Annotated in this window: 16 protein-coding genes and 4 tRNA genes; 16 read left to right on the forward strand and 4 right to left on the reverse strand. The window is 40.3% G+C overall.

The window, feature by feature from the left end; all coding sequences use genetic code 11:
• Window positions 1–18: 18 nt before the first annotated feature.
• The 7 genes from ACQKN3_RS00005 to ACQKN3_RS00035 all read left to right on the forward strand — a co-directional run bounded on the left by ACQKN3_RS00005 (window position 19) and on the right by ACQKN3_RS00035 (window position 2,334).
• A tRNA-Ile gene (locus ACQKN3_RS00005) sits at window positions 19–95 on the forward strand.
• Between the two features lie 9 nt (window positions 96–104).
• Window positions 105–180, forward strand: a tRNA-Asn gene (locus ACQKN3_RS00010).
• Window positions 181–194: 14 nt separating this feature from the next.
• Window positions 195–285: transfer RNA gene (locus ACQKN3_RS00015), tRNA-Ser, on the forward strand.
• Between the two features lie 2 nt (window positions 286–287).
• Window positions 288–359: transfer RNA gene (locus ACQKN3_RS00020), tRNA-Glu, on the forward strand.
• 76 nt (window positions 360–435) lie between these two features.
• On the forward strand, window positions 436–1,062 hold the full coding sequence (locus tag ACQKN3_RS00025) for an NUDIX hydrolase (protein ID WP_427708537.1): 627 nt from the start codon (window positions 436–438) through the stop codon (window positions 1,060–1,062).
• A 105-nt stretch (window positions 1,063–1,167) separates the two neighbouring features.
• The gene (locus ACQKN3_RS00030) at window positions 1,168–1,926 is read left to right on the forward strand and encodes a MerR family transcriptional regulator (protein ID WP_427708538.1); all 759 of its coding nucleotides are present in this window, start codon (window positions 1,168–1,170) and stop codon (window positions 1,924–1,926) included.
• 63 nt (window positions 1,927–1,989) lie between these two features.
• Window positions 1,990–2,334: a TraR/DksA C4-type zinc finger protein gene (locus ACQKN3_RS00035; RefSeq protein ID WP_251686413.1), complete on the forward strand. Its 345-nt coding sequence runs from the start codon at window positions 1,990–1,992 to the stop codon at window positions 2,332–2,334.
• Window positions 2,335–2,375: 41 nt separating this feature from the next.
• Here the strand turns inward: ACQKN3_RS00035 and ACQKN3_RS00040 are convergent, their stop codons facing one another.
• Entirely contained in the window at window positions 2,376–3,293 is a 918-nt protein-coding gene (locus ACQKN3_RS00040; RefSeq protein ID WP_251686414.1) for a 1,4-dihydroxy-2-naphthoate polyprenyltransferase, read from the reverse strand.
• A gap of 242 nt (window positions 3,294–3,535) precedes the next feature.
• Between ACQKN3_RS00040 and ACQKN3_RS00045 the strand changes: the two genes are divergently transcribed.
• The 5 genes from ACQKN3_RS00045 to ACQKN3_RS00065 all read left to right on the forward strand — a co-directional run bounded on the left by ACQKN3_RS00045 (window position 3,536) and on the right by ACQKN3_RS00065 (window position 9,798).
• Complete coding sequence (locus ACQKN3_RS00045) at window positions 3,536–4,918, forward strand: isochorismate synthase (RefSeq protein WP_427708540.1); 1,383 nt, start codon at window positions 3,536–3,538, stop codon at window positions 4,916–4,918.
• Window positions 4,911–6,644 carry a 2-succinyl-5-enolpyruvyl-6-hydroxy-3-cyclohexene-1-carboxylic-acid synthase gene (gene menD / locus ACQKN3_RS00050; protein ID WP_427708542.1) on the forward strand — a complete coding sequence of 578 codons (1,734 nt, stop codon included), beginning with the start codon at window positions 4,911–4,913 and terminating at the stop codon, window positions 6,642–6,644. The genes ACQKN3_RS00045 and menD overlap by 8 nt, the downstream gene beginning before the upstream one ends.
• Window positions 6,626–7,438: a 2-succinyl-6-hydroxy-2,4-cyclohexadiene-1-carboxylate synthase gene (menH, locus tag ACQKN3_RS00055; RefSeq protein WP_427708543.1), complete on the forward strand. Its 813-nt coding sequence runs from the start codon at window positions 6,626–6,628 to the stop codon at window positions 7,436–7,438. Before menD ends, menH begins: the two co-directional genes overlap by 19 nt.
• 21 nt (window positions 7,439–7,459) lie before the next feature.
• Complete coding sequence (gene menB / locus ACQKN3_RS00060) at window positions 7,460–8,284, forward strand: 1,4-dihydroxy-2-naphthoyl-CoA synthase (RefSeq protein WP_008408141.1); 825 nt, start codon at window positions 7,460–7,462, stop codon at window positions 8,282–8,284.
• Between the two features lie 77 nt (window positions 8,285–8,361).
• Window positions 8,362–9,798, forward strand: coding sequence for an o-succinylbenzoate--CoA ligase (locus ACQKN3_RS00065; protein WP_427708546.1), 1,437 nt, complete (start codon window positions 8,362–8,364; stop codon window positions 9,796–9,798).
• Between the two features lie 53 nt (window positions 9,799–9,851).
• Here ACQKN3_RS00065 and ACQKN3_RS00070 read toward each other — a convergent pair whose 3' ends face one another.
• The 3 genes from ACQKN3_RS00070 to ACQKN3_RS00080 all read right to left on the reverse strand — a co-directional run bounded on the left by ACQKN3_RS00070 (window position 9,852) and on the right by ACQKN3_RS00080 (window position 11,332).
• On the reverse strand, window positions 9,852–10,838 hold the full coding sequence (locus ACQKN3_RS00070) for a metal ABC transporter solute-binding protein, Zn/Mn family (RefSeq protein ID WP_427708548.1): 987 nt from the start codon (window positions 10,836–10,838) through the stop codon (window positions 9,852–9,854).
• A gap of 105 nt (window positions 10,839–10,943) precedes the next feature.
• Window positions 10,944–11,177: a membrane protein insertion efficiency factor YidD gene (yidD, locus tag ACQKN3_RS00075; RefSeq protein WP_251686420.1), complete on the reverse strand. Its 234-nt coding sequence runs from the start codon at window positions 11,175–11,177 to the stop codon at window positions 10,944–10,946.
• Between the two features lie 2 nt (window positions 11,178–11,179).
• The gene (locus tag ACQKN3_RS00080) at window positions 11,180–11,332 is read right to left on the reverse strand and encodes a hypothetical protein (protein ID WP_251686421.1); all 153 of its coding nucleotides are present in this window, start codon (window positions 11,330–11,332) and stop codon (window positions 11,180–11,182) included.
• A gap of 206 nt (window positions 11,333–11,538) precedes the next feature.
• On the opposite strand from ACQKN3_RS00080, the gene ACQKN3_RS00085 reads away from it, so the two are divergent.
• The 4 genes from ACQKN3_RS00085 to ACQKN3_RS00100 all read left to right on the forward strand — a co-directional run bounded on the left by ACQKN3_RS00085 (window position 11,539) and on the right by ACQKN3_RS00100 (window position 13,701).
• On the forward strand, window positions 11,539–11,982 hold the full coding sequence (locus ACQKN3_RS00085) for a Dps family protein (protein WP_251686422.1): 444 nt from the start codon (window positions 11,539–11,541) through the stop codon (window positions 11,980–11,982).
• Window positions 11,983–12,095: 113 nt separating this feature from the next.
• Window positions 12,096–12,404 carry a transposase gene (locus tag ACQKN3_RS00090; RefSeq protein ID WP_251686423.1) on the forward strand — a complete coding sequence of 103 codons (309 nt, stop codon included), beginning with the start codon at window positions 12,096–12,098 and terminating at the stop codon, window positions 12,402–12,404.
• A gap of 66 nt (window positions 12,405–12,470) precedes the next feature.
• A complete protein-coding gene (locus ACQKN3_RS00095) occupies window positions 12,471–12,938 on the forward strand; it encodes an NUDIX hydrolase (RefSeq protein ID WP_251686424.1) in 468 nt (155 codons plus the stop codon).
• On the forward strand, window positions 12,922–13,701 hold the full coding sequence (locus tag ACQKN3_RS00100; protein ID WP_427708551.1) for an alpha/beta hydrolase family protein: 780 nt from the start codon (window positions 12,922–12,924) through the stop codon (window positions 13,699–13,701). The genes ACQKN3_RS00095 and ACQKN3_RS00100 overlap by 17 nt, the downstream gene beginning before the upstream one ends.
• The last annotated feature ends 71 nt before the right edge of the window (window positions 13,702–13,772 follow it).

Raw genomic sequence — 13,772 nt, forward strand, 5'->3', positions numbered from 1 at the left:
CGCTCCAGTTTTTAAATAGGGCCTATAGCTCAGCTGGTTAGAGCGCACGCCTGATAAGCGTGAGGTCGATGGTTCGAGTCCATTTAGGCCCACCATAGTATTATTCCGAAGTAGCTCAGTTGGTAGAGCATCCGGCTGTTAACCGGCAGGTCGCAGGTTCGAGTCCTGCCTTCGGAGCCATTTTTTCTATTTTTGGGGACATACTCAAGAGGCTGAAGAGGCGCCCCTGCTAAGGGTGTAGGTCGCGTAAGCGGCGCGAGGGTTCAAATCCCTCTGTCTCCGCCATCGGCCCGTTGGTCAAGTGGTTAAGACACCGCCCTTTCACGGCGGTAACACGGGTTCGAATCCCGTACGGGTCATACATAGGAAAACGAAGAACGCTAAGTACTGTTACATGTGCTTAGCGTTTTTTTTTGTATAAAAGGAGCGGATCTTGTGAATGAACGTTTAAAAGCATTTGATCAATATTATAAGGAAACGGGCATTGAACAACGTAAACTCATTCATGCAAAAGGTTATTGGCATGAAGTGTTTCATTGCTGGGTTATTGAAAAAACAGATTTAGAATGGCGCATTTATTTACAGCTGAGAAGCAAAAATAAAAAGGATTACCCAAACCAATTTGATATCACCGCAGCTGGTCATATACTGGCAACGGAGACGATTGAGGACGGTGTACGCGAATTAAAGGAAGAAGTAGGGATTAACGTAATGTTTTCGCAATTAACGTCACTTGGAGTCGTCCCGTACAGTATAGACAATGAAAAAATAAAGGATTATGAGTTTGCAAACGTATTTGTATATGTGTTAACAGGAGGAATTGAGCAGTTTACTCTTCAACGCGAAGAACTTGATGGTATATACTCTGCTAACTTAAACCAATTTATATTGCTTGCGACACATAAAATACAGGAAATCGAAGTATCCGGTTATAAATACGTAAATGATTTACGTCATGATGAAGTGAAACAGATCGGACTAGAACAAATGTCTGCACTACCCGAAAGCTATTTGCAGGAGTTTATCCCGAGATTGAAAAAGATGTTAATTGAAGCAACCTGAAAATACTTAGGTTAGCTTCTTTTTTTAGAATAATTAAGAAAATATAATTAACTATTGACCTTCACGTTGCGTCAACCTTTATAGTACTAAATAGGAGGTGATCATTTGCTGATTAACGAACTAGTCAAGCTATCGGGTATGAGTGCACGCACACTACGTTATTATGATGAAATCGGTTTGCTGAGGCCTTCTGCAGTTGCGGAAAATGGCTACCGGCAATATAGCCAAGGGGATATTGACCGGTTACAGCAAATACTATATTACCGGGAGCTTGATTTTAAGTTAGAGGAAATAAAAAAATTGCTCGATCATCCTGATTATGAAGTAAAAGAAGCGCTAAAAAAACAATTTGAGCTATTACAAAAGAAAAGACGATATATCGACGACTTACTAATAACGATAGAACAAACAATCCAAACGATGGAAGGGGAACTTAAGATGACAAATGAACAAAAGTTTGACGTGTTTAAAAATAAACTGATTGAAGAAAACGAAAAGAGCTATGGCCAGGAAGTACGTGAAAAATACGGTGAAGCTCAAGTGGAAGCAAGCAATAAAAAATTTAGGGATATGACAGAAGAACAATATAATGCAATGCAGCAATTGGAAAACCAACTGTTTGAACGATTAAAAGAAGCGATGGCGTCCGGCGATGTAACGTCAGACGTTGCAATGGAAGCAGCAGAGCTTCATAAACGCTGGCTAAGCTTCTCCTGGGCAAAGTATACCTCAGAAGCACATATAGGCCTAGCACAAATGTATGTAAGCGATGAACGGTTTACCGCTTACTATGATGAGCGTGTCGGTCCCGGTGCTACAAAATTCTTGCATGATGTAATCGCTGTTTATGCAGCGAACAAATAGAAAAGATGTTTAGAAATCCTCATATAGGTAATATTTTATTAATGGAAAAAAGGGGGATTTTATATGGATATCAATCAATTACAACAATTACGCAGCATTTTGGAAGAGGAGCTTGCAACATTGCAGGAGCATGTTAATGAAGAACCGCCTTTAGAGGATACAGAAATAACTGCAGTTGATAATCATCCGGCAGATGCAGCAACCGATTTAACGACAATGGTTACAGAAAAAACATTAAGTGAATTGAAGGAAGACGAAATCGAAAAAATACAAACAGCTTTAAACGCAATGGATGAAGGCACATACGGGGAATGTATCGTATGCGGAAAAGAGATTCCTTTTGAACGCTTAGAAGCGATTCCAACAGCTTTAACTTGTATTGACCATGTAGAAGAAGTGACTGAATAGTAAAAGAGGTATGTTGAATGTTCAACATACCTCTACTAGTTTTAAATGAAATATGAAATTAATAGACCTACAGCCAACAAGAAACCGAAAATCGTGTTTGTTTGGGCTGTATATTTCATTGCCGGCATTACTTCAAGCGGTTTTTCTTTTGCTCGGAATAATTTAATCGCTTCAACCGGTTTCTTTGCGCTTAATAATACAAGCAGTGCCCATGGTGTTAAATGGCCAAGAACTACGAGAACGACAATCCAAACATACGAAACAATAAAGAAACCGGCAAGTACTGTTACAGCGTTATGTCGGCCAACTAAAATGGCCATCGTTTTACGTCCGCCTTCTGTATCTCCAACAATATCCCTGATATTATTAGAAAGCATAATTGCCCCAACTAAAATCATACTCGGCACTGAAATAATTACAGCATCAGCTGTTACATCTCCTGTTTGAATAAAGAAGGCAATTAGAACAATACCCATACCCATTACTGCCCCCGAAACCAGCTCCCCAAACGGTGAATAAGCAATCGGATACGGTCCTCCAGTATACAAATAGCCGATAAGCATACATACAAGACCGACAGCAACAAGCCACCAGGATGTCATGGCACATATGTAAACGCCTAATAGCATCGCGATACCGTAAAAGCTTAGCGCAATAGCCATAATTGTTTTTGGTGCTACACCATGTCGGACGATTGTGCCTCCAATACCGACTGAGTTTTCATTATCCAGGCCAAGTTTATAATCATAATATTCATTGAACATATTAGTTGCTGCCTGTATTAGCATACTAGCAATAAGCATTGCAAAAAATAGTCCAAAATGAATTGTTTCATGATTTATTGAAAGTGCCATAGACGTACCTAATAATACAGGTACAAATGAAGCTGTTAATGTGTGGGGCCGTGTTAAATGCCACCAGACTTTAAATCCCTTGTCCGCTTCAACGACTTTTGTCATAAAAAAACGCTCCTAACTAAATACAATTATCTAAACTATTGTAATGCATATAAAACAAATTGAACAGAGTGAAGGGACAATACATGTAACGTTTGCTCGAAAAATGTTATGATAGGAAGGTATTATTTACTGCGCGAACGCAAAAAAAATGAGCAAATTATATAAAAATTCAGGCACGTATTAAAATAACGCTATACTTGCATCATACTTAGTGAATTTGCAACATGACGGAGGGAATTTTCATGCAACACAAGTGGTACAACGCCACTGAAATAGAAGTAGGCTCAAATTCAAAGCAAATTTTTTATATGGAAACAATCGAAGTAAGCCGATTATCCGCATTGGCATTTTTTGCGGCTGGCGAATCGAAGTATAAAGGAAAACGCAACTACTGGCAAAATCGTGAAAAAACCTTCACATTAGTTGGTTTAGGACATGCCTATACAATCGAAAACAATGCGTCTGACGCTCGTTTCGATTTAGTTGAACGTGAATGGAAAAAACTGACGAGTCAAATCATCCAGGAAGATCAGCATCTGCAGCCTATCCTTTTTGGCGGCTTTACTTTTGATCCGCAAAATGATGTTTCGGCAGAATGGACAAACTTCCCGCAAAGCTACTTTACTGTCGCAACACATCAGTTAGTTATTCGCAATGATAAAGCTTATGTAACAATTAACTATATTACGGATGAGGAAAACAGCGCGAAAACGTTTGAAGCACTTCGTAAAGAGCGTGATGAGCTCATTCATGCAGCACAGGTGAAGGAAGTGAAAACTTATCCGAAACCAACGATGACAAGCTATATGGAACCATATAAGCACGAATATATGGATTCAATCAATAAGGTGACTAGCCTGATCAAAGCAAATGAAGCGCAAAAGGTTGTTATTGCACGATCTTTAGCATTGCAATTTGAGGAATCGATTACATCTCCGCAAATTTTGTCACATGTCGTACATGAACAGCCGGAGAGCTATTTGTTTGGCTTGGAGCATGGTGATTTACTGTTTTACGGTGCATCACCGGAACGTTTAGTAAAAGTAGACAGCGGGCGTGCCTATTCCTCATGTGTAGCAGGCTCGATTAAGCGAGGCACAACAGCTGAAGCCGATGAGGAATTAGGAAAAACGTTGCTGAGCGATTTGAAAAACCTTGGTGAGCATCATTATGTTGTTGAGATGATTACCGATACATTTAACAAGAATTGTACGGAAGTAAAAGTCCCTCATGGACCGAAGTTATTAAAAATCCGTGATATTCAGCATTTATATACACCTGTTGAAGGACAATTAAATGTAGATGCAACTATTTTGCAGCTAGTAAAACATTTGCATCCAACACCAGCTTTAGGCGGTGTTCCGCGTGAACAGGCAATGGAAATAATCCGAACATATGAGCCGATGAACCGAGGGCTGTATGCGGCACCAATCGGCTGGCTTGATGCCGATGGAAATGGCGAGTTTGCAGTAGCAATTCGTTCGGCTGCATTAGTACAGGATAAAGCGTACTTATATGCAGGCGGAGGCATTGTCGAAGATTCGGAAGCACAATCGGAATATGAAGAGACACTCGTGAAATTCCGTCCAATGCTTCGAGCTTTAGGAGGCCAGTTACATGAATGATCGTGAAGTATTATCGAATTATGTTTATACAATTGTGTCAGCGTTAGTAGCATCTGGTGTAGAGCAGGTTGTCGTAAGTCCCGGCTCCCGCTCTACACCGCTTGCCTATGCATTTGCCTCAACGAAGGAAATTGAAATGCATCGTCAAGTTGATGAACGGGCTGCAGCCTTTTACGCACTTGGCTTAGCTAAATCGACTGCAAAACCGGTCGTACTCGTATGTACATCAGGAACAGCGGCGGCAAATTACTATCCGGCCATTGTCGAAGCAAAATATGCACGAGTGCCGCTAATTGTTTTAACAGCAGACCGTCCGCATGAATTGCGCGAAGTAGGAGCACCGCAGACGATCAATCAAGTGCGATTATACGGTGAAAATGTGAAATGGTCGGCAGAATTTCCGATTCCGGATGAGGCACCGCAAACGCTTCCGTTTATCGAACGCCATACAGTGCGTGCGGTAAATATTGCAACGACAGCACCGTTTGGACCGGTCCATTTAAATATACCGTTCCGTGAACCGTTAATCATTGAATTTGCGGAAACATTGCCTGTTTCAAGCTTTATTAAAAGCTATACAAATGAGCTTCGGCCTGCAAAGCAAGCGATGGCTGAACTGACAGAAATCATCGAACAAACAACGACCGGAATCCTGATCGTCGGGGAATTGCCGCTAGGAACGAACACGGAACATTTATGGGATTTCATTCGTGAAGTGAAATGGCCGGTAATGATTGAAAGCTTATCGAACTTGCGTACAGAAATACCGGAAGATTGCCAAATATATGCGATTACTACATATGATACATTGATGAAAAATGAGCGCTTCAAGCGTAATGTTCGACCACAGACGGTCATTCGTTTCGGAGCACAGCCTGTTTCAAAATTTTTAATGCAGTTTATCGTACAGGCAAACCCGCAAAGCTATATTGTCATCGATGAAGATCCGATGTATAGAGATTCTACTCATATGTCGACACATTTCATTCATGCCTTGCCAGGAGAATGGCTGTCGGATGTGAAATTAGTTAATTCTCAAGCAGAAATGGCATACGTTCAATTCTGGAAAATGGCAGATTTACTTGCAGCTGATGTTATTGAAAAGTACAGCCAATTTGCCGATGACGAAGGAGCAATGGTACAGGCATTCCTTACAAGTATTGAGGAAGACGCCGACATTTATGTCAGCAGCAGTATGCCGATTCGTGATATTGATACGTTTTTACTTACACAAAATCGTCCTTTTCAAATTTTCGCAAACCGCGGAGCAAACGGGATTGATGGGGTAACATCTACAGCACTTGGATTCAGTAATGGTCGCAAAAACCGCAAAACGTATTTATTGATTGGGGATTTAGCATTTTTGCATGATGCCAATGCATTTGTTGCAAGTCGTTATCAGCAATGTGATTTAACGGTAATTGTCATGAATAATGACGGTGGCGGCATTTTCTCTTATTTACCGCAATCGAAGGTAGAGGAGCATTATGAAGATCTTTTTGGTACACCGACTGCATTGACATTCGAACAAATGGCCAAAATGTATGATTTGGATTACGTAAAAGCAACATCATTGGAACAATTTACGACTGCATTGTCTGTGGATAAACAAACATCGATTAAACTAATCGAAGCTTTCACAGATCGTGAAGAGAATGTGAAGCAGCACCGTCAGCTATGGGCACGGATTCATGAGGTGATGGAACAATGGCTCGATTCACTGTAAAAGGGTTGGATGTGCATATTGAACAGTGGAATGAACAGGCAACTCAAACGGTTGTATTTCTCCACGGTTTTACAGGGAGCACAAATACTTGGAAAAAGATTATTTCGCAACTGCCGTCAAACATCCGGTGTATTGCTGTTGATTTAATCGGACACGGTAAAACAGCAGCACCAACTACTGTGAATTTCTACTCGATGGCATTTCAAGTGGAACTGCTACATGAACTTTTTCATCAATTACAGCTTGATACTTTCTCGCTTGTAGGCTATTCGATGGGAGGACGTGTTGCGTTGAGCTATGCGGTTCGTTATCCGTCTGGAATTAATCATTTGCTTTTGGAAAGCGCTTCTCCCGGTCTATTGGATAAACAACAGCGTACTATACGAAAACAGGCGGATGATACACTCGCGGAAAAGATACTTGCAAATGGGATAGAATCATTTGTAAACAAGTGGGGAAATATCCCGTTGTTTGCTTCTCAAAAAAGTCTTCCCGCAAAAGTACAGCAGGAAATTCGATCTGAGCGCATACAGCAAAGGGAAATCGGACTTGCAAACAGTCTGCGCGGTATGGGAACAGGTGTAATGCCGGAACTTTGGGGTAAGCTTAATACATTAACAATGCCTGTGACACTCGTAACCGGACAACTTGACGAAAAATTCATTCAATTAAACAATGAAATGCAGGAGCTTATCGAAAAAGCAAATCATCTTATAATTCCAGCAGTTGGCCACGCAATTCATGTGGAAAATCCGACAAAGTTTGCTACAATAGTAAAGGAAACGATTTCATAACCGAATTAGGAGGCAATATATATGACAAAGCAACGTCTATGGACATCTTTACATACTTACGAAGATATTAAGTATGAATACTATAACGGAATCGCAAAAATTACGATTAACCGTCCAGAAGTTCGCAACGCTTTCCGCCCAAAAACAACAGCGGAAATGATCGATGCTTTCACACGTGCTCGTGATGATGAGCGTGTGGGCGTAATTATTTTAACAGGTGAAGGCGAGCATGCATTCTGCTCAGGCGGCGACCAAAAAGTACGCGGTCATGGCGGCTATGTAGGCGATGACCAGATCCCTCGCTTAAACGTTTTAGATTTACAAACGTTAATCCGTAAAATTCCTAAACCGGTTGTAGCAATGGTAGCAGGTTATGCAATCGGCGGCGGCCACGTACTGCACGTAGTATGTGACTTAACAATCGCTGCAGAAAATGCACGTTTCGGTCAAACAGGACCTAAAGTCGGTTCGTTCGATGCTGGTTACGGTTCAGGTTACTTAGCACGTATCGTAGGACACAAAAAGGCTCGTGAAATCTGGTACTTATGCCGTCAGTATGATGCGCAGCAAGCACTTGAAATGGGCTTAGTAAACACAGTTGTACCATATGAGCAGTTAGAAGATGAAACAGTAAAATGGTGTGAAGAGATGCTGGAAATGTCTCCAACAGCATTACGTTTCTTAAAAGCTGCAATGAACGCAGACACAGACGGTTTAGCTGGTATCCAACAGCTTGCTGGTGATGCGACACTTCTTTACTACACAACTGATGAAGCAAAAGAAGGCCGCGATGCATTCAAAGAGAAACGTAAACCAGACTTCGGTCAATTCCCACGTTTCCCTTGATTTGTTCGTTATAATATTCAAAAGGGATGTCCGAAAACTTTGGACATCCCTTTTCTTTACGACAGGAGGAATAAGGGATGCAGCCAAACTGGATCAAGCAACGAGCCTATTTAACACCGAATCGGGTTGCACTGAGCTTTCATGACGAGCAATGGACGTTTAAAGAACTTTATTTAACGTCTGTCAGCCTAGCATATAAATTAAATACACTACGTTTAACAAATGGAAAACGGGTAGCTATTTTAGCCCCGTCTACACCACCTTTAATCAGGCTGCTATATGCATGTATGCAGGCACAGTGTGAGATGGTGCTGTTAAATGGAAGACTGGCTAAGCAGGAGCTTGCGTATCAAGTTGAAGATGCGGAAGTAGATGCGATATTAGTAGCCGATGAAGAGCTTGCCAAACTTCCTGATGATGCCCGGATCATTCCGTTTTCCAAGCTTTATGAGACTACTGAGTCGGAATATGAGATTGCACCACAGTGGGAAGAGGACTTTGCACTGACGATCATGTATACATCCGGAACAACAGGGTTTCCCAAGGGTGTTTGCCAAACGGTTTCAAATCATAGTTCCAGCGCAATCAGCTCAGCATTGAACTTAGGCATTTCAGAGAAGGATACATGGCTTTGTACTGTCCCGATTTTTCATATAAGTGGTTTTTCGATTGTCGTCCGATCATTGCTATATGGGATGAAAATACGTTTATATGAAAAATTCGATGCAAAAAAGTGTGCTCGGGAAATTATGGAAGGCACCGTTACGAAAATGTCGGTCGTTTCAGTCATATTGGAAAATATACTTTCCGAAATGGAGCAGGCTGGACAAAAGGCACATCCGCATTTTACAACCGCATTAGCAGGGGGCGGTCCAGTACCGGTCGATTATTTGAAGCGTGCGGAAAAACTGGATTTACGTGTTGCCCAAACTTACGGGATGACTGAAACTTCTTCACAAACCGCGACATTGGCAAACGAGGATGCCATGACACATACCGGATCTGCCGGCAAGCCGCTGTTTTTTAATGAAATAAAAATTGATGCAAAAGACGGGGACTCCATAGGTGAAATTTTAATCCGCGGACCTCATGTAACACCGAAATATATCGGCCGCTTTAAAGATAAACCGACGACCATCGATGGTTGGCTTCATACAGGAGATGTCGGTTATTTAGATGAACAAGGGTATTTGTATGTCGTCGATCGACGCAGTGACTTAATTATTTCAGGTGGCGAAAATATTTATCCGGCTGAAATTGAAAACATACTCCTCGGACATCCGAACGTAAAAGAGGCAGGAGTTTGTGGAGTCGAGCATGACAAATGGGGGCAAGTACCTGTTGCCTTTATTGTTGCCAAAAAACAGATGACAGAACAAGAAATTATACACTTCTGCACGCAGCACTTAGCAAATTATAAAGTCCCAAAACAAGTACACTTCGTCAGCCGTTTACCTCGAAGCGGCTCCAATAAACTTTTGCGAAGAAAGTTGATGCAGCTGCTGGATGAGTGATACGGAGATAAAAAAGGTCCAAGCATAATGAATGCTTGGACCTTTTGTGTTTACTAATTGCTTAATGCTTGTTTAAGGACATCCATATTTTTACGCATTAATGTAAAGTAATCTTCATTGTTTTGGATATCTTCTTTTGTTAAAACACTTAAATTATGCAATGTTAATGTTTCTGCATTTACTTCTTTTTGAATTATTTCCGTTAATTTTGAAGAAACATTTTGCTCGAAGAAAATATATTGGATTTCTTCTTTATTCGCTAAATCAACAATTGCCGTTAATTCCTTTTGTGAAGGTTCACTTTGTGAGTTAAGACCAGCTACAGGAACTTGATTAAAGCCGTAATGTCCCGCAATATAGCCGAATGCTGCATGCGATACAAAGAAAGTTTTCTTCGTCGTAGCTGCAGCCATTGCTTCAAAGTCTGAATGCAATGTTGCAAGGTCTGTTACTAATTGTTCGTAGTTAGAATTGAATATTGCTTCGTGTTCCGGTAATGCCGCGACAAGTTCATCTTTAATCGTTAATGCCAGCTGCTGTGAAATGACCGGGGATAACCAAACATGCGCATCATGTTCTTCGTGTGCATGCTCTTCTCCATGTCCATGGTCATCATGTTCCTCATGCTCAGCATGTGTATGTCCTGTTGAAATATGAAGCTGATCTTCCGTTACATTAGCAGCAGTAGCAACTAATTTTACATCTTCATTTGCCAAAGTTTTTTGCGCATTTTCAACAAAACCTTCTAATCCAAGGCCAATGTAGAAAAATAAATCCGCATCTGCTAACGCCATCATATCTTTTTGCGTTGGTTCAAATGAGTGTTCATTTGCACCTGCTGGATAAATAGAAGAGACATCAACAAACTCTCCGCCGATTTGTTCTGTGAAATACTGCAAGGGATAAACAGTTGTATAAACAGAAAGGGCATCTTTGTTTTGCTGCGATTCGCTTGTATCTTTTTTAGTATCGTCTGTGTTACAAGCAGCTAATAATAAAATGAGTGTAAACATCGAAATGATTGAAAACCATTTTTTCATTATAATTAAATCTCCTTAAATAGTAATAATTACGATTTGTATTTTTGAACATTTTTAATCTTACAGGATTCAATAAAAAAAAACAATAAAAAAAGGCTTCGAAAATTATTTTTTTTTCGAAGGCCATTTTTCAGGTACTGGATCGAATCCACCTGGATGAAGCGGCTGACATTTTAGTATACGAATAACGGTCATGACCGATCCTTTTATTGCACCATGTTTTTGAATTGCTTCAATTCCATAGTGTGAACAGGTCGGGTGGAACCGGCAAGAAGGTGGCGTCATTGGCGAAATATATTTTTGATAAAGACGAATTAATCCGATAAAAAGTTTTTTCATTGCTATTTTTGCTCTCCATTTTTATAAGTCCGAATTGGTTTGTCATCAACGGTTTGTTTTAATGATACGTTGTTTTTCCGGGCAAGTAAAATAATAGAGAATGCGAATATCCCCATAATCGTTATGATAATAATCAATACAATAGGTAAGCTCATATTTTTCACCTCGTTTCCTTCCATATTACAGGAAAAAAATGTGGTGAGTGTGAATAATGGTTGAACTAAATGTTTTAAGAAGTGCGATAACGGATATAATACAAGCATGATACATTTCTGAAAATATTAGAAATAGTAAGCTGATTTTATATCAGGATTAAAACTTCGTTAAGAAGTTTTAAATATAATTTATGAGGTGAAGGACAATGGCAAAGAAACAATTAAACACACAATTAAATGATTTAGTAGCAACATGGTCGGTAATGTACACGAAGTTACATAACTATCACTGGTATGTAAACGGACCATCATTCTTTACACTACACGTTAAATTTGAAGAGCTTTACAACGAAGTAACATTAAATTTAGATGAAATTGCAGAACGTATTTTAACGAAGGGCGGCAAGCCTGTTGCAACATTAAAGGAACATTTAGAGCTTTCTCTAATTGAAGAGGCTTCAGGAAAAGAAGAGACAGAGGAAATGGTTTCTAAGTTAATCACTGACTTCAATACGATTATGGAAGCTTTAAATAAAGCAATGGAAACTGCTTCAGAAGAAGGCGATGATCGCACAGAGGATTTACTGAACGCTCAATTCCAAAGTCTTGAGAAACATACATGGATGTTAAATGCTTATTTAGGCAAATAATATCGGATAAACGACTCCAAATGCGGGGTCGTTTTTTATTCGTTCACTGTACGATATACTTCCAATGTATAAACGAGATTATTGCGGACCACCTTAAACTTGAGGTGAGAATAATGGAAAAAAATAATGTTTATGTATCAGTTGCCAATTTAACATGCAATTTGCATCCTGGATCATCCTATGAATTTGTACTGAAAATGGAGCCATTAAAAGCGCGTGTATTTATGAAGCTGTTCAATCAGATGCAGCAGCTGGAGGCGTCAAATGCATTCCGTGCCCATATGCCGTTTATTCCATATCATTTGGACAGATTAAATCATGAGATCGACCACCGTCTAAAAAAAGTCTATGCTCTGATTCATGAATTCGGTGATGAGGAAGCGAAGAAATTCGTCGAGCAACTGCCGTACTTCACGCGCTAATTAGGCGATTTGATTGAACGGGAGACATCTGTTCGTTACACTATATAGTAGGAGTTGAGCGAAAAGATGTTTACATTTATCGATGAAAATAATTTAAAAGTAGATTTAAGATTTGATGAAGGTCCTTTCGAAGTTGAACCGAAGCATGTATTGGCACTTGTACAATATAAAGGGAAATGGTTATGCACGATTCATCATCGTCGTGGCGTTGAGTTTCCTGGAGGCAAGCAGGAGCCCGGGGAGACATTGTACGAAGCGGCTATCCGTGAAGTTTACGAAGAAGCAAATGTGGTCATAGAAGATGTAAAATGGTTTGCCTACTATATTGTGCATGATGAGATTCCCTTTTGCAAAGCGGTCTTTACTGCTAAGGTAAAGGACATTGAACCTTTTACCGGAGATCATGAAACAGAAGGCATGTTATGGCTGACAGAAGAAGAGCTGTGGCAGCAGCCAAAATTAAGTTTCTATATGCGGGATGCAGGAATGAAAAAGATGTTGCAGGAAGTGAAAAATCATGAACGACAATGGTAAGATTTTTTCGATACGCAATTACCCATCTCCAAATCCTCATATCCGATTAGATGAAATTACGTATTGGTCACAAGGACTGCGTGTAAAAGGATTATTGGCGCGTCCTAAAGCCCCTGGTACATATGAAGCGCTTTTATATTTGCGTGGGGGACTCCAATCGATCGGCATGGTCAGGCCTGCACGTATTGCTCAATTTGCGATGCGAGGCTTCGTTGTATTTGCTCCGTATTATCGTGGAAATCGCGGAGGAGAAGGTAAGGACGAGTTTGCGGGTGATGACCGTTATGATGCAGTTAGCGGCATAGAAGTACTGAAGCAATTTATTCAAGTGGATAAAGTGAATTTATATGGATTTTCCCGCGGCGGGTTAATGGTATTGTGGACAGCGATTTTACGTGATGATATCAAATCGCTCGTAACTTGGGCAGGTGTATCGGATGCGACAGCAACATATTGGGACCGTGTTGATATGCGGCGCGGCTTAAAGAGAATTGTTGGAGGTACTCCAAATAAAGTACCGGAAAACTATGATGACCGTACACCATTATTTGAAATCGATAAACTTCAAACCCCCGTACTTATTATTCATGGTACAGAAGATCAGCATGTTGATATAGAGCATGCCTATAAACTGGAGCAGTATTTAAAAAAGGAAGGGAAATCTGTTGAGACATGGTACTCATCTGGATTAAAGCATCACTATCCTCCCAACCTAAACTGTGATACTGTGAAAAACTTATGTGATTGGATGAAACGCCAATAAACACAATAAAAAAACAGCATTTTTCTCCTAGAGAAAAATGCTGTTTTTGATTGAATAAACACGGCTGATTA

It is taken from the genome of Solibacillus sp. NPDC093137 (genome assembly GCF_050280445.1).
GTDB lineage: Bacteria > Bacillota > Bacilli > Bacillales_A > Planococcaceae > Solibacillus > Solibacillus isronensis_B.